The sequence below is a fragment of the Streptomyces triticagri genome (assembly GCF_003429565.1).
Classification (GTDB): domain Bacteria; phylum Actinomycetota; class Actinomycetes; order Streptomycetales; family Streptomycetaceae; genus Streptomyces; species Streptomyces triticagri.
The window spans coordinates 11,736-29,877 of the sequence record NZ_QUAK01000042.1 but is presented as its reverse complement, the minus strand read 5'-3'; the positions used below and the strand labels follow the sequence as shown (position 1 = coordinate 29,877).

The window sequence follows — 18,142 nt, the reverse complement described above, 5'->3', positions numbered from 1 at the left end:
GCCCCGTCGGTGACAGTGGCGGGCCGCGTACCCGGCGGGCCGGCGACGGCAGACAATGGTGCCGTGCCGAACAACAAGAAGACGCCCGCCACTCCCGCCCCCGAGCGCCGCCGCCAACTCCTGGCCACCGCGGCCGAGGTGTTCGCCGCCGAGGGGTACAACGCGACGACCGTGCGCCGCATCGCGGACGCGGCCGGGATGCTCGCGGGCAGCCTCTACTACCACTTCGACTCCAAGGAATCGATGCTCGACGAGATCCTCTCCGGGTTCCTCGACGAGCTGTGGGAGGGCTACGACGCCGTGCTCGCCGCCGCTCTCGGGCCGCGCGAGACCATCGAGGCGCTCGTCACCGAGTCCTTCCGGGAGATCGACCGGCACCGCGCCGCGGTCGCCATCTACCAGAAGGAGTCCAAGCACCTCGTCGCGCACGAGCGCTTCCGCTATCTCGCCGACTCCCAGGTCAAGTTCGAGAAGGCCTGGCTCGGCACCCTGGAACGCGGCGTCGCCGACGGGGTGTTCAGGGACGACCTGGACATCCGCCTCACCTACCGCTTCGTACGCGACACGGTGTGGGTGGCCGCCTCCTGGTACCGGCCCGGCGGACTGCACAGCCCCGAGGAGATCGCCCGCCAGTACCTGTCGATGGTCCTGGAGGGCATCGCGGTACGGGGCCGGTGACGCGGGGAACGAGCGTGCGGGAGGCCGGGACGATCGCCGGGGCGGGCGGCCGGCGATCGTTCGTGTTAGGGTTGCCGACGTTGCAGTTTTGGTACCCATGAACTTTATGTGCGCCTGACGGGAATGCTCCTCAGGCGCTTTTATTGTTTTTCCGGCGTTTCTCCGGGTGGGACCCTTACCTATCAGGAGAGAACAATGGCTACTGGAACCGTGAAGTGGTTCAACTCGGAAAAGGGCTTCGGCTTCATCGAGCAGGACGGCGGCGGCGCCGACGTCTTCGCCCACTACTCCAACATCGCCACCTCGGGCTTCCGTGAGCTCCAGGAGGGCCAGAAGGTGACGTTCGACGTCACGCAGGGCCAGAAGGGCCCGCAGGCGGAGAACATCCTCCCGGCCTGAATGCCCTTGGACGCGTAGGCCGCAGCCGGGGTCCGCACCGTGTGGTGCGGGCCCCGGCTGCTGCTGTCCCCAGATCGCTCCCCGTGCCACCCGGGCAGGGGATTTTTCCCTGGAATCCCCTCAGGGTCAGGAAGGCAATTCCGCATGACAAGGTCCGCACGTCCCGTCCGCTCCGGAAACTCCGCCAAGAATTCCGGCCGGAGGCAGGTCGGCGGTCAGGGCCGCCGTGCGCCGGGCGGTGGCCAGGCGGCCGGCCGCCGGGCGCCTGCCCGCCGGTCTGCGGCACCGCAGGCCGAATTCGCCGTGCCGGAGACCGTCACCCCGGCGCTGCCCGCCGTCGCCGCCTTCGCCGACCTCGACATGCCCGCGGAGCTCCTGACCACCCTGGGGGCGCAGGGCGTCACCGAGCCCTTCCCCATCCAGGCCGCGACCCTGCCCAACTCCCTTGCGGGACGCGACATCCTGGGCCGCGGACGCACCGGTTCCGGGAAGACTCTCGCCTTCGGCCTCGCCCTGCTCGCCCGTACCGCCGGACGCCGCGCGGCGCCCCGTGCCCCGCTGGCCCTCGTGCTGGTCCCCACCCGCGAGCTCGCCCAGCAGGTCACCGACGCCCTCACGCCGTACGCCGACGCTCTGCGGCTGCGCCTGACCACGGTCGTCGGCGGACTGTCCATCGGCCGGCAGGCAGGCGCGCTGCGCCGCGGCGCGGAGGTCGTCGTGGCGACCCCGGGACGCCTCAAGGACCTGATCGAACGCGGTGACTGCGAGCTCGGCCAGGTCGGCATCACCGTCCTCGACGAGGCCGACCAGATGGCCGACATGGGCTTCATGCCGCAGGTCACCGCGCTGCTCGAGCAGGTCGACGCGGACGGGCAGCGGATGCTGTTCTCGGCCACGCTCGACCGGAACATCGACCGGCTGGTGCGGATGTTCCTCGACGACCCGGTGGTGCACTCCGTCGACCCCTCGGCCGGCGCGGTCGTGACCATGGACCATCACATCCTGCACGTGGCCGACGACACCGACAAGAAGGCCGTCGCCACCCGGATCGCCGCCCGCGACGGCCGGGTGATCCTCTTCGTCGACACCAAGCGCGCCGCCGACCGCTTCGCCAAGAAGCTGCTCGCCCAGGGCGTGCGCGCGGCCGCCCTGCACGGCGGACGCTCCCAGCCGCAGCGCAACCGCACCCTCGACCAGTTCAAGAACGGCCAGGTCACCGCCCTCGTCGCGACGAACGTCGCGGCCCGCGGCATCCATGTCGACGACCTCGACCTGGTGGTGAACGTCGACCCGCCCGTCGACCACAAGGACTATCTGCACCGCGGCGGGCGCACGGCCCGTGCGGGCGAGTCCGGCAGCGTCGTGACCCTCGTCCTGCCCGAGCAGAAGCGCGAGATGAGCCGGCTGATGTCGCACGCCGGCATCAAGCCGCAGACGGCACAGGTCCGTTCGTCCGACGAGGAACTGAGCCGCATCACCGGCGCCCGCGAGCCCTCCGGCGTACCGGTGGTCCTCGAGGTGCCGGCTCAGTCGACCGGGCCCACCGGTTCGCCGGCGCGGCGCTCCGGATCGGGCCGGCGCGGTGGGGGCCGCAGCGGTGCCGCGCGAACGGGCGGCTCCCGCACGGGCGGCTCCCGCACGGGGACGTCGCGCTCCGGCGCCTCCCGCTCCGGCTCCCCGAACCCGTCCCGCTCGGGTCACACCGCCGAGACCCGCTCCGGCGCCTCACGCCGCGGCCGACGCGGCGACCGCGGTCAGGGCTCGGGGGCGGCAGCGGCCTGAGCCTCGCCCACGACCATCCCTGAGCTGGCGGCGCGCCGCCGCCGAGCAGGGCCCGGATCCCCGGACGCCCGTCCGGCGCCGGCTGCCGCAGGCGCACCACCGGACGCGGCGATCCTGACAGGACGTCCTCCCGCGGCGTGCTCCGCGTACCGCCAGGGATGCGCCAGGTACGCGTGTACGGAGCCACCCCGCTCCCGGCAGGCGGAGGCCTCCAACCCTGCTGAAGCGCGCGGATCGCCCCGCCACCGATCGTCCGGTGCGGCGAGCCGACCGGACGATGTCTCCGGTCACGCGGCGCCTGCGGTCAGCGAGGAGGCCCTCCGCCTGAGGGTCACGCCTGCACCCGGGGTTCACGGCGTAGCAGCAGGGGGCGCCGCGTAAGCGTGCGCGATGCCCCGCGCTCCGGATGAGCGAGGATCGCCTGCCTCCGTCTGTCCGTCCGTCCGGGCTGGGCGCCGCCGATCGGGTAGGACGCGGGTCGGCAGCCGACCCGCGCGGCGGCGGCCGCTGCTACGCCGTGAACTCCGCGAGGGACGTGGGGATGATCGTGCGTCGCGGCGGGCCCGTGGGACGCGCGCCAGGGTCGTCCGATACCCGGTCCATCAGGAGTCGGGCCGCGCGGCGGCCGATCTCCGCGGGGTCGTAGGACGCCAGGGTGAGCGGGACACCGAGCAGGTCGGCGGACTCCACCGCGTCGAAACCCCCCAGCGCCGCGGCGCTGCCGAGCCCGCGCACCGCGCGGCAAGCGCCCAGCGTCAGACGGTTGTTGGCGCAGAACACCGCGGTCGGCCCGTCCGCCCGGTCGAGCAGCTCGCGCGCCGCCGCCTCCGCCGTGACCACGTCGTACGGACCACGCCGTACCCATGTGTCGCGCGGCTGGATGCCGGCCTCCTCGAGCGCGGACCACCAGCCGCGGAACCGCTCGGCCCCCGTGAAGAGCGTCGGCGGATTGCCGAGGAAACCGACCCGCGTGTGGCCGTCCGCCACCAGGCGCGCCGTCGCGGCCCGCGCGCCCCCGAAGTCGTCGACGAGCACCGTGTCCGCCTCGATGCCCGCCGGCGGGCGCGCGGCGAGCACCAGTGGGGTGCTGTCGAGCGCCGCGGGGGAGAGGTGCTGCTGGTCGGAGCCGGAGGGGACGACGATCAGACCGTTCGCCCGCCGCGAGACGAGGTCCTGCACCAGGTCCTGCTCGCGGGCCAGCTGCTCCGCCGTGTTGCCGAGCACCAGGCGCAGGCCGTGCTCCTGGACCACCTCCTCGGCGCCCAGGGCCAGTTGGGCGTAGAAGGGGTTGGCCAGATTGGTGACGACGAGGCCGACGAGTCCGCTCTGCCGGCCGAGCCGCAGATTGCGCGCCGTCTCGTTGCGCCGGTAGCCGAGGTCGCTCACCGCGTCCAGGACGCGCTGCCGCGTCGAGTCGCCGACCCGCCCGCTGCCCTTCAGCACCCGCGAGACGGTCATGGCACTCACCCCGGCGCGCGCCGCGACATCGCGCATGGTGGGAGTGGGGCGGGGGAGCTCTCCGGCGGTTTCTGACCCGGGCACTGCGTGGCTGCTCCCCTCAAGCTCCGGCAGCCGCTGGCCGTCTGCGCGGACTGCCCATCATAGGCGGACGGCCGGATCCGGCTCCCGGCCCACCGAACCCAGCGCCGCCCACCGCGCGGCGCCGAGCAGCGGGGCCCGCTCCGGCTGCTCGGCGGGGGCGAGACGCACCTCCGGTGCCCCGGCGTCCGCAAGGCCCTCACGGAGCGGCCCTGCCACCCGGTCCCAGGACCCGGCTATCGATCCGCCGACCACCAGGACGCTCGCCGCGAACCGGTCGAGCCAGGGCGCGATGGCACCGCCGAGCGAGCGGAAGGCATGGTCGAGTACGTCCCCGGCGACGCGGTCGCCCTCGCGGGCGCGTGCGGCGATCGCCCGTACGTCGGGCACCTCGTCACCGCCGCAGCCCGCCGCGCGGGCATAGGCCGCGCGGATCGCCCGGCGCGACACCGTGTCCTCCAGCGGCCGCCCGTCCACGAAGAGCCGGTGCGTACTGCCCTCCGGCGGGACCGCCGGACCGTCGTTGACCGGCATGCCGTCGGACAGGAAGGCGGAGCCGACCCCGCTGCCCAGCGTCAGGCAGACGGCGCGCTGATGGCCGGCCGCGGCACCCGCGGCGTACTCGCCGAGCCCGAACGCGTCGGCGTCGTTGACGAATCGGAGCGCCGCAGGCTCCGGCCGGATGAGGGCGCGCAGCGCGGCACCCACATCCACGCCGTACAGCGCGTCGAACTTCCCGACGCCCTCGAACAGCGCCACACCCGTCTCGTACGCGAACGGGCCGGGCACGGCCACGCCCCAACGGGCGTCCCGCGGTGCCCCGATGCGGGAGGCCGCGCGGGCCAGGCCCCCGAGCACCTCGTCCGCCGAGCCCTGCGGGGACAAGGACTCCCGGGCCGGCTCCCCGTGCACCGTGCCCGCCGCCAGGTCGACCAGCGCGGCCGTGACGTGCGTGCCGCCCATCTCCAGTACGGGGTACGGCAGTCGGCCCTGGTTCGGCTCCGGCTGCATCAGCGCTCCCGGACGAGGGACGTGACGACGTGCACCGGGCGGTCGCCGAGCGGGCGCAGACGGTAGGCGCCCACGGAGGCGGGGACGGTGAGCGTCTCGGCGAAGGCCAGATCGTGCGTGCGCCCGTCGCCCCACTCGATCACGACACCGTCACCGGAGGAGACGTTGAGGATGTGGAAGCGGCCCGCGGTGTCCAACTCGGCGCCTTCCGAGGCCGGTTCGAGCACCACGCGGTGCACCTCGTAGAACATCTCGGGCAGCGCCCCGATGACCTCCTCGCGCCAGCCGGCGCCCTCGCGCAGCACCCGCGGCTCCTGCATCAGGTCGCGGCGCACCGCCTCGCCCTGCCGGGAGGTGTCCAGATTGGCGAAGGCGTGGTCGTACGGCAGCGGCCGCGGAGCGCCGGACGCGCCCTTGCGGAGCCAGTCGTAGAAGCGCAGCGAGTACAGGTACGGGGTGGCGCTGATCTCCAGGACCAGATTGCCGATGCCGGAGGCGTGCGGGGTGCCCGCGGGGATCAGGTAGAGCCGGCCCTCCTCGGACGGGTGGCTCTGGACGAAGCGCTCGACGTCCATCTCCTCGCCCTCGTCGATCGCGGCGATCACCTGCTTGCGCATCAGCTCGAGGTCCGCGTCCTGCTGCAGACCGAGGAGCACACGGGCGTCCGGGTCGCTCTTCGCTGTCAGGTAGTACGTCTCGTGCTGGGTGTACGGCCAGCCGAAGTGCTCGCGCATGTACTCCTCCTGCGGGTGCAGATGGAGCGAGAGGCTGCCGCCGTCCACGGTGTCGAGGTAGTCGAAGCGGATCGGGAAGGACGTGCCGAACTCCTCGTGCACCTCGGCGCCGAGGAATTCCTCGGGGTGGAGCACGCACAGGAGCTGGAAGGGGATCTCGACCTCGGCCTCGGGGCCGTCGCCGACCAGGACGCCGGCCTCGGGGGCGATCAGCTCGTAGCCGAGTGCGGTGTTGCCGTTCTGCGGGGTCACACCGAGTTCCCTGGAGGCCCAATGGCCGCCCCAGGGCGTGGAGTTGAACCAGGGGCGGGTACGGACCGGGCCGCGCGCAAGATCGGCGAGCGTGGCGCGCAGGGTGGCGCCGTCGACCGAGGCGGGGCGGGCGGTGTCCTGCAGGTCCAGCCACCGGTCGATCCGCGCGGCGTGCGCGTCGCGGTGCGCGTCCAGCATCGGCCAGTCCGCGTAGAAGAGGCGGCGCAGCTCGCCGGGTGCGCCGTGCCGGCCGAGGTTCACGCCGAGGGCCGGGTCGCCCGCGGCGACGGCCGCCTCGGCGTACCGCTTGGGCAGGTCCGCGTACCAGAGCAGATCGTGCGGGACCAGGGCGGCGCCCGGGCCGAGCACGACGAGCAGGCCCTCGTCGGTGGCCTCGACCGCCGGCAGCGACTCGTACACCTCGGCGAGCGAGGCGCGGGCCAGGGGGAGGTAGTGCGGGTCGGCCCCGTGACCGTCGCCGGTGCGGCGCAGGACCGTGTCCCAGTCGGCCTCGTGGTCCCTCAAGTCCAGGACACGGCAGGCGAGTTCACGCGCGGCGAGGGCATCGGACAGTGCGCTGCGCACGGCGCTCCAGTCGAGCGCGGCCGGGCCGTCCAGGGCCAGGACGGCCGGGCCGGCGGGCAGGGTCGCGACGGCGGTCTCCCACCCGCGTGCGACCGTCCCGCCGACGGCCTGATAGCGGGGATTGTGCTGGTAGGAGCGGGTCACGGCACTCTCCGGGGTCGTAACTGTGAATGTTATCGTTAACTCTACGGTGCGGGGGGCGCCCGCCGTCAAGGCGGTCCGTATGACGGCGGGGCGCCCCGCAAGGGTCAGCTCGCCCGGGCGCGCAGGTCGAGTTCGATGTCCTCGAGGCTGCGTCCCTTGGTCTCGACGACGAAGCGGCGGGTGAAGAAGTTGGCGTACGCGCAGATGGCGGCGAAGCCGAGGAAGAGCCAGCCGATGCCGACGGCGTCGAGCAGGACGGGGAAGCTCAGGGAGACGATGAAGTTGGCGGCCCAGAGCAGCATGGTGCAGAAGCCGACCGCGGCGCCGCGTACGTGCAGCGGGAAGACCTCGCTGATGACGACCCAGCAGACCGCTCCCCAGGAGGCGGAGAAGCTGATGATGAAGGCGGCGAGGCAGGCCAGGGTGATCAGGCCGACCAGGCCCATCCCGTCCGGTTCCGGCAGCAGGAGGGAGGTCGCGGCCAGGACGGTGAGGCTGGTGCACATGCACACAGCGCCGGTCAGGAGCAGTCGCTTGCGGCCGACCTTGTCGATCAGCCAGATCGCGACCAGGGTCATCAGCATGTTGATCGCGCCGATGCCGGTGTTGGCGTAGATCGCGGCGGAGTCGCTGAAGCCGACGTTGGTGAGTGTCGTGGGTGCGTAGTAGATGATCGTGTTGATGCCGACGACCTGGTTGAGTACGGCGAGGCCGATGCCGACCACGAGGGCCGGGCGCAGCCAGGGTGCGAACACCTCGCGCAGGCCGGCCTGTTCCTTCGAGGCGGCTTCCACCTGTTGGATCTCGGCCAGTTCGGCGTCGACGCGGTCTGCGCCGCGGGTGCGGGCGAGGACCTCGCGGGCTTCGGCCTCGCGGCCGTTGCGAAGGAGCCAGCGCGGTGTTTCGGGCATCACGATCAGGCCCGCGAGCATCACGATCGAGGGCACGATGGCGAGGCCCAGCATCCAGCGCCAGGCCTCGGCGCCGGCGAGCAGCGAGTTGGTGACGTAGGCGACGAAGATGCCGACGGTGATCATCAGCTGGTTGAGGGAGGACACGGCGCCGCGGATGTGGGTCGAGGCCATCTCGGAGAGGTAGAGCGGAACGACCACCGAGGCCGCGCCCACGCCGAGGCCGAGCAGTACGCGGGCGGCGACGAGCAGGATGACGTTCGGGGCGAGGCCGGCGGCGAGTGCGCCCACGCTGAAGGCGACGGCCGCGGCCATGCCGACGCGGCGGCGGCCGAGGGAGTCGGCGAGCCGGCCCGCGGCGGTCGCCCCGGCCATCGCGCCCACCAGGAGCGAGCTGACGACGAAGCCCTCGGCGAGCGGCGTGAGGCCCAGTTCGTCGCGGATGTAGAGCAGGGCGCCGGCGATGACTCCGGTGTCGTAGCCGAAGAGCAGGCCACCGAGGGCGCCGAAGAAGTAGATCCGTTTCGTGGACCTGCCCACGCTTCTCGCGTCGGGTATCGCTGCCTGGGACACGGCGGCCTCCGGGATGGGGTGGGGACGTGGGTGGGTTAACGTTCACACGGAAGTTAGCTGGGTGTTGCGGAGCCGTCAACGGGTGTGCGGCAGGGTTCTTCGAGGTCCCGGGCCGGTACGCGGGCGGGGCGGAGAGAGGTCGGGGGTGGCGGCGAGTGCGGCCTCGGCGGGAGTGCGCCGCTGGTGGGTGCTCGGCTCGTCCGTGCCGCTGGAGGCCAAGTGCTGCTGGAAAAACGGGGGTTGGGGTCGCGGCTGCGGTCTCGGCGTGAGGTCGGATCGAGGTCGCGCCACGCCACCTGTGCCCCCGCTGATGTGCCGGCCTGTTCGACCGCTCGTCATGTCGATGTCATTGACATGGCTCCGTCGAGCGCGGGAGGCTCCTGGTCGCGGAATTGATGGTAACGATAACTCCCAGTGTCAGGAGACTGCCATGCCAGGTCGCCCCAGAACCGGGCGAACCACTCGACCAGGGACCGCCGCCCGCCACCTGACCGTCCTGCTCAGCGTGCTGCTGCTCGTCCTGGGCGCGGCGACCGGCGCGAGTGCGTCCGCAGCCGCGGCGGCACCCGACGCCGCACCCGCAGAGGCCGCCGCCCGGGCCCAGGACGGCTCAGGCGACTATGTGGACAAGGTCAACCCGTGGGTGGAGTCCGACATCGCCCGCTACTTCTTCTTCCAGTCGGCGAGCAGACCGTTCGGGATGGTCAAGCTGCGCCCGGACACCAGCACCCACTCCTCCCGCGACACCGGCTACCGGCACAACGAGAACCAGGTCAAGGGCTTCAGCCACCTGCACGACTGGCGGCTCTCCGGCGTGCAGGCGATGCCCACCACCGGCAGTGACGTGCCCAAGCTCGAGGGGGACAAGGGCTGGCAGTCGCATGTCGACCACGACAACGGCGAGGTGGTGGAGCCCGGTTACCACAAGCTCCACCTGGACCGGTACGACGTGGACGCGGAACTCACCTCCACCGACCGCGTCGGCCTGCACCGGTACACGTACGCCGAGGGCGGCCGCAGCGACATCCTGGTCAACCTCGGCGGCCACCTCGGCGAGGCGATCATGGAGCGCGCGCATGTCACCCGCAGCAGCGACCGCGGGATCGCCGGCCATGTGCTCCAGTACGGCGAGGGCTTCCCGTCGGACGACCCCGACCACAAGGTCAAGCTGTACTTCGACATCCGCTTCGACAAGCCCTTCGACTCGATGCGCGGCTGGTCCGACGGCGAGCTCACCGATGACGGCAAGCCCGTCGAGGAGGTCGAGGGCAAGGACGCGGGCGCCTATGTCCGTTACGACGACCTCAAAAAGGGCGAGCAGGTGCAGATGAAGGTCGGCCTGTCCCTCACCGGCGCCGAAGGAGCGAAGAAGAACCTCGAATCCGAGCTGCCCGGCTGGGACTTCGACGCGGTCAAGGCCGACGCCCAGCAGCAGTGGAACGAGATGCTCGGCCGTATCGACGTCGGCGGCGGCTCCGCGAAGCAACAGGAGAAGTTCTACACCGACCTCTTCCACGTCCTGTGCGGCCGCAGCATGATCAGCGACGCCGACGGCGCATACCTGGACAACACCTGGGGCCGTGACCGCGTCGGCCGGATCCCCACCGGCCGGGACGGGAAACCCGAGTTCGCGATGTACAACTACGACGCGCTCTGGCTGACCCAGTGGAATCTCAACAGCGTGCTCGGACTCGCGTATCCGGAGATCTACAGCAGTCTGGTCAAGTCGCAGCTGCAGATGTACAAGGACGGCGGGCTGCTGCCCAGAGGCCCGGTCGCGGGCAACTACTCGATGGTGATGAGCGGTTCACCCATCACCTCGTTCATCACGGGCGCGTACAACAAGGGCATCCGCGACTTCGACACCGACCTGGCCTACGAGGCGATGATGGACGCACAGTCGATGGGCGGGCTCTACGACAAGGCCTGGTTCGACTACAAGAACTGGGGCACCGGCGGCAATCGCGAGTACCTCGACCTCGGCTATGTGCCCGACGGCACCACCGACCAGGGCGCCGGCCAGACCCTGGAGTACGCGAACCAGGACTTCTCGCTCGCCCGGTTCGCCGGCAGCCTCGGCAAGCGTGGCATCAACGCCACCCAGTACGCGAAGGCCGAGGCCTCATCGGAGCTGGACAAGCAGCACACCGCGGCCCGTGCGATCGACGGCCGGCCGCAGCGCGCGCCCACCGACGTCGAGTGGGCTTCGGACGGCGAGAAGACCCCCTCGATCGAGCTGACCTGGGACAAGCCGCGCACCCTGCACCAGGTGGTGCTCAGCGACCGGGCGGACAAGGACAGCAACGTCCGCTCCGGAACACTGGAGTTCAGTGACGGCTCCCGCGTGAGGGTCGACGACATCCCGGCCGACGGCTCGGACAAGAGGGTCCGCTTCGACCGGCGCAAGGTCACCTCGGTGAAGTTCACCGCCACCGGTGGCGAGGGCAAGGACGTGGGCCTCAACGAGTTCGAGGCCTGGGACGACACCGACACCGAGAAGTACCTGTCGGACCGCTCGCGGAACTGGCGCAACCTCTACGACGACGACACCGGCTTCATCCGCCCGCGCGACGCGGACGGTGAGTGGCGCACGCCCTTCGACCCGCTGGCCGAGGACGACTTCGTCGAAGCGAACTCCTGGCAGGCCACCTGGTTCACCACCCACGACGTGATGGGGCTCGCCAACCGGATGGGCGGCGAGACGGCCTACGCGGACAAGCTCAACTACGCGTTCACCGCGGCCGAGAAGGACGACTTCATCGCCGAGTACGGAGCCGGCCACGTCTCGTACGGCAATCAGCCCGGCCTCGAGATGGCCCATCTGTTCAACTACGTCGGCAAGCCCTGGCTGACCCAGCACTGGGTGCGGCAGGTCAAGGAGAAGACGTACGGCTCCACCGCCACCGACGACGGATACGGCCACTTCGACGAGGACCAGGGGCAGATGGGCGCGCTGAGCGCCCTGATGGGCATGGGGCTCTTCGAGGTCACCGGCGCCGGCCTGCAGAAGCCCGTCTACGACATCACCTCGCCGGTCTTCGACGAGATCACCATCAAGCTCGACCCCCGCTACAACAAGGGCAAGCAGTTCCGCATCGTCACGCACGGCAACTCGGCCGAGAACCAGTACATCCAGCGCGCGAAGCTGGACGGCAAGCGCCTGGACAAGGCCTGGTTCCGGCACGATCAGCTCGCCGACGGCGGCACGCTCGAGCTGTGGATGGGCGACGAGCCGAACAAGGAATGGGGCACCGAGCAGCTGCCGCCCTCCGAGTCGAAGTCCGAGGGACGCAAGTCGACCTTCGTGCAGGACATCTCGGTGAGTGGTCCCGAGAAGGTCGACGAGCCCTACGGGGACACGCAGTTCAAGGCGAAGGTCGCGCCCGAGGACGCCACCTTCAAGGAGGTGTTCTGGTCGGTCACGGAACCCGACGGTTCGCCGACGAAGAAGGCCGAGATCGGTCTCGACGGCACCCTGACCATCAATCACCGCGACGGCGAGGTACGGGTCACCGCGACCTCCGCGGACAGCGGCGACGCCACCGCTTCACAGCTGGTGGACATCGGCCTCGACCGGGACAAGTTGCGTGGCAACGCGGCCTGTCGGCCGGGTGTGAAGGCCACCGCCTCGTCCGAGTACGACGACGACTACCCGGCGAAGAACGTCCATGACAGCTGTGCCGGCAAGGGCCCGGAGGCCGGTGCGGACTGGGCGTCGAAGGGCGAACTGAACCCGTGGGTCCAGCTGGACTGGCCCGAGAAGGTCAAGGCGGACCGGATCGTCCTCACCGACCGCAAGACGCGGGACAACGCGGGCAGCGGCGTGCTCACCTTCTCCGACGGCAGCGAGGTGACCGTGGACGATCTGCCCGCCAAGGGCCCGAAGACGGTGAAGTTCCCGATGAAGTCCTTCGACTGGGTGCGCTTCCGGGCGACGGACGGCACGGGGCCCAATACCGGCCTTGGTGAGTTCCAGGTCGACGCGGTGCCATCGGTGCCCGAGGCGCCCACCGCGGTCGAGGCCACGGCCGGTCGGGGCAGCGCCACCGTCGAGTGGAAGGCGCCGGACTTCAACGGTGGGGCTCCTGTGACCGGTTACCTGGTCACGCCGTACCGGGACGGAGAGCCGCTCGACCCGGCACGGGTGGGCGGATCGGCCAGGAAGGCGGAGGTGAAGGGGCTCACCGCCGGCGCCTCGTACACCTTCACCGTCACCGCCGAGAGCCTGGCGGGGCGCGGGGCGCCGAGCGCCGAGAGCGATCCCGTGCGGCCCGAGTGACCGCGTGACCGGCGTCAGCGAGTGACCGGCGTTACCGAGTAGAGGAGTCGGAGCGGCGGGTTCGGGGCTGAAGTGCCCCGGGCCCGCCGCTTTCGTACGTTGCGATCGAAACGATCGATTCGGATGGAACTATTGAGCGTTTGAGCAGGCGCGTGCTAGAAACCGCTTGCCCCATCCGGCAGTTCTCGTCTTCCGCCCTCTCCGGAGCTCTTATGACGACCCCCTGCTCACGCCGCCTTTTCCTCGCGGCATCCGGCACCACCGCTCTCGCACTCGGCCTCACCGGCACTCTCGCGGCGGGCAGCTCGCGCGCCGCTGCGCCGGACGACGAGTTCGCCGAACTCCGGGCCAAATGGCGCACCTTGATACTCGGCGAAGGCTTCGGCCCCACCGCCGAACCCTTCAAGTCCAAGCTCGCCGCCCTCGGCACCCAGGCCGCCGACCTGCTCGCGACCATGGCGCCGAAGCCCGGCTCCCTCTGGCCCGACCTCGACTACGCGGACCCCGACCCGAACCAGGACACCGAGTCGTACGGCTACTCGGCCCGGATGCAGGACAGTTTCAACCAGCTGCGCACCATGGCCGAGGCCTACCACCAGCCGGGCACCGGGCTCACCGGAGACGAGAAGCTCAAGCAGGCCGTCCTCACCGGCCTCGACCACCTGCACGAGGACGTCTACCACGCCTCCAAGGAGCCCTTCGGCAACTGGTACAACTTCCAGATCGGCGCACCCCAGGCCCTCCTGGACATCGCCGTCCTGTTCCACGACGACCTCACCGCCGGGCAGATCGACGGCTACTGCGCCGCCGTCGACCACTTCCTGCCGGACTCCGCGGTCGAGGAGTACACCGGCACCAGCACCGGCGCGAACCGTGTGGACCTGTGCCGCGGCCTCGTCCTGCGCGGCATCGTCGGCGGCACTCCGGAGAAGATCGCCCTCGGCAGCAGCGCGCTCACCCCCGTCTTCCCGTATGTGACCGAGGGCGACGGCTTCTACGACGACGGCTCCTTCATCCAGCACACCAACGTGCCCTACATCGGCGGCTACGGATCGGTGCTGCACGACGGACTCGGCCGGCTCTTCACCCTGCTGCGCGACTCCAGCTGGCAGGTCGACACACCCGACCGTCAACTCTTCCTGGACACCGTGGAGTCGGCCGTCGCGCCGTTCATCCACAACGGCCTGATGATGGACAACGTCTCATCGCGCGGCATCAGCCGGGGCCTGATCGCGAGCGACCCGTATCGGCTCGCCCAAGACGATCACACGCGCGCACACAGCATCATGTCCTCGATCCTGCTGGTCGGACAGGGTGCGAGCGCCGAGGAGCAGGCGCGCTGGGCGGCCATGGTCAAGGGCTGGCTGCAGCGCGACACCTACGGGCCCGCCCTGGAGAACCCCAAGCTGAACCTGGTCGCCACGGCCCGTCTCAAGGCGCTGTACGACGACGATGCGGTCAAGGCCGCTCCGGAACCGGTCGAGCACCGGGTCTTCGCGCAGATGGACCGGGTCACCCACCGCCGCCGCGACTGGACCGGCTCGGTCAGCATGGCCTCGGAGCGCATCACCCACTACGAGTTCGGCAACCAGGAGCACGCCCGTGGCTGGCACACCGGCTCCGGCTGGCTCTCCTGGTGGGGTGACGACCACGGACTCGGCCAGTACTCGGACGCCTATTGGCCGACGGTGGACCCGTACCGGCTGCCCGGCATCACCGTGTCCCGCAAGGAACTCCCCGACGGCTTCGGCGGCGACTGGGGCAATCCCGTCCCCGACACCCGCTGGGTGGGCGGCACGGGCGACGGCGAGTTCGGCACCACCGGACAGCATCTGCAGGGCGTCGACTCGACGATGCACGCCCGCAAGTCCTGGTTCTGGCTGGACGACTGTGTGGTGTGCCTCGGCTCGGACATCACCTCGAGCGACGGCGCCGCTGTCGAGACGGTGATCGACAACCGCAACCTCGGCGAGTCCGGCGCCCCGTCCCTCACCCTCGACGGCCGCCCTCAGCCCACGACCCAGGGCTGGAAGGCCTCCGGCAAGAAGGTGCGCTGGGCCAGGATCGCCGGCCACGCGGGCTATGTCTTCCCGCGCGGGGCCAGGATCGATGCCGTGCGCGAGGAGCGCACCGGGGCCTGGCAGGACATCAACGCCGGCAGCTCGCCGGAGAAGTTCACCCGCCGCTATCTCACCCTGTGGCAGGACCACGGCACCGACCCCGAGGGCGCCGGATACGCGTACATCCTGATGCCCGGAGCCAGTGAACTGCGTACCGCCGCACGGGCGTTGGACCGCCGATGGCTGGAGATCCTGGCCGACGGCGCCGAGCAGCACGGCATCCGGGTGCCCTCGCTCGGCTTCACCGGGATCAACTTCTGGCGGGCCGGCAGCGTCGGCAAGGTCACCGCCACGGCGCCCGTCAGCGTGCAGATCCGCGAGCGGCGCGACGGCACCGCCGTGCTCTGCGTCAGCGATCCGAGCCGCACCGTCGACGGACTGACCCTGACCTGGAAGCAGCCGGTCAAGTCGGTCGTCTCGAAACCGACTTCGCTCACCGAGTTCACCACCGGCGACTCGCTCACCCTCACCTTCGGCAAGCTCAGCGACAGCAAGGGCGCAACCCACAAGGTCGTCGTCAGGCGTTCCTGACCCGGCGGCGCGGGCCCAGCCCCGCGCCGCGGACGGCCGTCCCTCCTTCACCGGACCCTACGGAGGCCGCTCATGCGCAAACCCCTGCTCGCCACCACGGCCGCCGTCTTCGCCTGGTGTCTCGTCGCAGCACAGCCCGCCCATGCGGCGCTGATCTGGGACGGCGACGCATCCGGCGGGACCGGCGTGTTCTCCTCGATCCTGTGCGAGTCGCCCGGCAGCGTCGTCGCGCAGGACAACAACGACGGCCGCGGCCAGGTCTTCAAGTTCAACAAGCCGCGCGGACTCGACCGTTGCGAGGCGCACGGCATCACCGTGGACGGCTCCCGCTACACCTTCCGCAACGACTCCACGTACTACCTCGGCTGGGACACCTCGACCAACACCACCGACGCCGCCACGATCTTCCAGTGGAAGTCCTACGGCACCGGCGATCAGCACCAGCAGAACTATCCGGTCCTGATGAAGGTCGAGGGCGGCGAGCTCAAGCTCTTCCACATCGAGGTCGGCGAGAAGTGGACGCTGAAGTGGAGCACTCCGGTGCAGACCAGCACGTACAAGCGGATCGTGCTCGGCATCCACACCTCGAGCAGCGCCTCGTCCGGCTGGGTGGAGGCGTACTACAACGGCACGAAGGTGGCCTCGTTCTCCGGGCGCACCTGGGACGACCTGGGCAATGACACCCGCTTCGGCACCTACGGCGCGGAGGTGAAGGACAAGGCGGGCATCAACTGGATCGACGGTCTGAAGGTGGGGACGACGTACGCGGACGTGGAGTGAACCGGCGCGCCGCGGGCCCGGCCGAGCATCGTGCTCCGCCGGGCCCGCCACCCGTCAGCCCTGCTGTCCCGCCCGCTGGGCCGCCACCAGCTCCCGCGCCTCCTCGTCGCTGGCCACCGACGGCGGGGAGCCCTCGAGCGGCCGGCGTGCGGTCTCCTTCATCGCCAGGGCGGCCACCAGGCCGACGAGTCCGGCGAGCATGGTGTAGAAGGCCGGCATCAGCTTGTTGCCGGTGGCGCTGATCAGCGCGGCGACCACCAGGGGTGTCGTACCGCCGAAGAGTGACACCGAGAGGTTGAAGCCGATCGACAGGGAGCCGTAGCGCACCCGGGTCGGGAACAGCGCCGGCAGCGACGCGGACATCGTGCCGAGGTAGCAGACGAGCGCAAGTCCGAGAATCAGCAGACCCGCGAACACCGGTACGGTGCCGCCCTGTTGGATCAGCAGGAAGCTCGGCACGGACAGCACGATGAAGCCGAGGGATCCGGCGGCGAGCACGGGCTTGCGCCCGATCCGGTCGGAGAGCCGGCCCACCGAGGTGACCAGGGCCATCAGGACCAGCATCACCACGACGATCGACATCAGCCCGCCGGTCTCGCCGAAGCCGAGCTCGGTGAGATACGTCGGCATGTACGAGAGCAGCATGTAGTCCGTGATGTTGAACGCCGCGACCAGCGCGATGCAGAGCAGCATCGCCGGCCACTGGCCCACGAAGGTCTCCTTGAGCGACGACTTCTCACGGCCGGCCGTCATCGCCTCCTCGTCCTCCGCCATCTTCTGGAAGGCGGGGGACTCGTCGAGCTTGATCCGCAGATAGAGGCCCACCAGACCGAGCGGCCCGGCGACGAGGAACGGTATGCGCCAGCCCCAGGCCAGCATCGCGTCGTCGCCGAGCGTCATGGTCAGGACGGTCACGAGCAGTGCGGCGGCGGTGAAGCCGATCAGGGTGCCGAACTCCAGGAAGGAGCCCCAGAATCCGCGGCGCCGGTCCGGTGCGTACTCGGCGATGAAGGTCGCGGCGCCGCCGTACTCGCCACCGGTGGAGAAGCCCTGCACCATGCGGCAGACGATCAGCAGGACCGGGGCCCAGATGCCGATCGTGCCGTAGCCGGGGATCAGGCCGATCGCCAGGGTCGCCGCCGCCATCATGATCATGGTGAGGGCGAGGATCTTCTTGCGGCCCACCCGGTCGCCGAGCGGTCCGAAGAACATCCCGCCGAGCGGGCGCACCAGGAAGGCCGCGGCGAAGGTGGCGAGCGCGGACAGGGTCTGCGCGGAGGCGTTGCCGGACGGGAAGAAGACCTGCCCGATGGTGACGGCGAGATAGGCGTAGACGCCGAAGTCGAACCACTCCATGGCGTTGCCGAGCGCCGTCGCCTTCACCGCGCGCCTGACCTGGACCTCTTCCGTGACCGTGATGTCCGACTGGCGCAGCCGCGGGTTCTTCCTGCGGTGCACCGTGCGGAAGAGCACACGATGCCGTGCCACGGCCTCCGGGTCGGGGGCGGTGGTGGGGACTTCGCGTGCGTCAGTCGCATGGGGTGCTTCGGGGGCGATGCTCACAGGCAGCTCTTCTCCGTCGGTCGGTGCGGGACACAGGCCGCTTCGGCAACGTTTCCAGCCGCGAGCCTCCGCGCCGGTCCGCGAACGACCCGGATCGCCCGGACCTGCGCCCTGCCTCCGCGGGCCCTTCGACCTGCCCGTTTCGGGACGTAGGGCGAATACGGGCAGCTGGGAGGGGCACAGCGGCCACGAAGCTGACGGATGACAGATATTGAAATCTGTCATCCGTCATGCCAAGGTGGACGCACACCGCCACCGAGC

Annotated in this window: 11 protein-coding genes; 6 read left to right on the top strand and 5 right to left on the bottom strand. The window is 70.6% G+C overall.

From position 1 onward, the window contains the following. Positions 1-63 precede the first annotated feature (63 nt). From DY218_RS08515 to DY218_RS08505, 3 genes are all read left to right on the top strand, one after another. Complete coding sequence (locus DY218_RS08515) at positions 64-678, top strand: TetR/AcrR family transcriptional regulator (RefSeq protein WP_128555309.1); 615 nt, start codon at positions 64-66, stop codon at positions 676-678. Positions 679-873: 195 nt separating this feature from the next. Then, entirely contained in the window at positions 874-1,077 is a 204-nt protein-coding gene (locus DY218_RS08510) for a cold-shock protein (protein ID WP_005318814.1), read from the top strand. Positions 1,078-1,221: 144 nt separating this feature from the next. After that, the gene (locus tag DY218_RS08505; protein ID WP_128555308.1) at positions 1,222-2,859 is read left to right on the top strand and encodes a DEAD/DEAH box helicase; all 1,638 of its coding nucleotides are present in this window, start codon (positions 1,222-1,224) and stop codon (positions 2,857-2,859) included. 510 nt (positions 2,860-3,369) lie between these two features. Here DY218_RS08505 and DY218_RS08500 read toward each other — a convergent pair. The 4 genes from DY218_RS08500 to DY218_RS08485 all read right to left on the bottom strand — a co-directional run bounded on the left by DY218_RS08500 (position 3,370) and on the right by DY218_RS08485 (position 8,608). After that, complete coding sequence (locus DY218_RS08500; RefSeq protein WP_128555307.1) at positions 3,370-4,353, bottom strand: LacI family DNA-binding transcriptional regulator; 984 nt, start codon at positions 4,351-4,353, stop codon at positions 3,370-3,372. A gap of 105 nt (positions 4,354-4,458) precedes the next feature. Continuing rightward, complete coding sequence (locus tag DY218_RS08495) at positions 4,459-5,409, bottom strand: ROK family protein (RefSeq protein ID WP_233521436.1); 951 nt, start codon at positions 5,407-5,409, stop codon at positions 4,459-4,461. Next, positions 5,409-7,124, bottom strand: coding sequence for a class I mannose-6-phosphate isomerase (locus DY218_RS08490; protein ID WP_128555306.1), 1,716 nt, complete (start codon positions 7,122-7,124; stop codon positions 5,409-5,411). Before DY218_RS08490 ends, DY218_RS08495 begins: the two co-directional genes overlap by 1 nt. Before the next feature lie 104 nt (positions 7,125-7,228). After that, the gene (locus DY218_RS08485) at positions 7,229-8,608 is read right to left on the bottom strand and encodes a sugar porter family MFS transporter (protein ID WP_128555305.1); all 1,380 of its coding nucleotides are present in this window, start codon (positions 8,606-8,608) and stop codon (positions 7,229-7,231) included. A gap of 430 nt (positions 8,609-9,038) precedes the next feature. On the opposite strand from DY218_RS08485, the gene DY218_RS08480 reads away from it, so the two are divergent. The 3 genes from DY218_RS08480 to DY218_RS08470 all read left to right on the top strand — a co-directional run bounded on the left by DY218_RS08480 (position 9,039) and on the right by DY218_RS08470 (position 16,318). Continuing rightward, a complete protein-coding gene (locus tag DY218_RS08480) occupies positions 9,039-12,887 on the top strand; it encodes a glycoside hydrolase domain-containing protein (protein ID WP_128555304.1) in 3,849 nt (1,282 codons plus the stop codon). A 212-nt stretch (positions 12,888-13,099) separates the two neighbouring features. Further along, entirely contained in the window at positions 13,100-15,538 is a 2,439-nt protein-coding gene (locus DY218_RS08475; RefSeq protein ID WP_128555303.1) for a polysaccharide lyase 8 family protein, read from the top strand. A 72-nt stretch (positions 15,539-15,610) separates the two neighbouring features. Beyond that, positions 15,611-16,318 (top strand): heparin lyase I family protein, encoded by a 708-nt coding sequence (locus DY218_RS08470; protein ID WP_128555302.1) that lies wholly within the window; start codon positions 15,611-15,613, stop codon positions 16,316-16,318. 54 nt (positions 16,319-16,372) lie between these two features. Here the strand turns inward: DY218_RS08470 and proP are convergent, their stop codons facing one another. Beyond that, positions 16,373-17,875 carry a glycine betaine/L-proline transporter ProP gene (proP, locus tag DY218_RS08465; RefSeq protein ID WP_128555323.1) on the bottom strand — a complete coding sequence of 501 codons (1,503 nt, stop codon included), beginning with the start codon at positions 17,873-17,875 and terminating at the stop codon, positions 16,373-16,375. Positions 17,876-18,142 lie beyond the last annotated feature (267 nt).

Bases quoted from the DNA above. Each gene is read 5' to 3' on its own strand.
- DY218_RS08495 (WP_233521436.1), bottom strand. From the start codon at position 5,409: ATGCAGCCGGAGCCGAACCAGGGCCGACTGCCGTACCCCGTACTGGAG.
- DY218_RS08475 (WP_128555303.1), top strand. From the start codon at position 13,100: ATGACGACCCCCTGCTCACGCCGCCTTTTCCTCGCGGCATCCGGCACC.
- DY218_RS08510 (WP_005318814.1), top strand. From the start codon at position 874: ATGGCTACTGGAACCGTGAAGTGGTTCAACTCGGAAAAGGGCTTCGGC.
- DY218_RS08470 (WP_128555302.1), top strand. From the start codon at position 15,611: ATGCGCAAACCCCTGCTCGCCACCACGGCCGCCGTCTTCGCCTGGTGT.
- DY218_RS08505 (WP_128555308.1), top strand. From the start codon at position 1,222: ATGACAAGGTCCGCACGTCCCGTCCGCTCCGGAAACTCCGCCAAGAAT.
- DY218_RS08500 (WP_128555307.1), bottom strand. From the start codon at position 4,353: ATGCGCGATGTCGCGGCGCGCGCCGGGGTGAGTGCCATGACCGTCTCG.
- DY218_RS08480 (WP_128555304.1), top strand. From the start codon at position 9,039: ATGCCAGGTCGCCCCAGAACCGGGCGAACCACTCGACCAGGGACCGCC.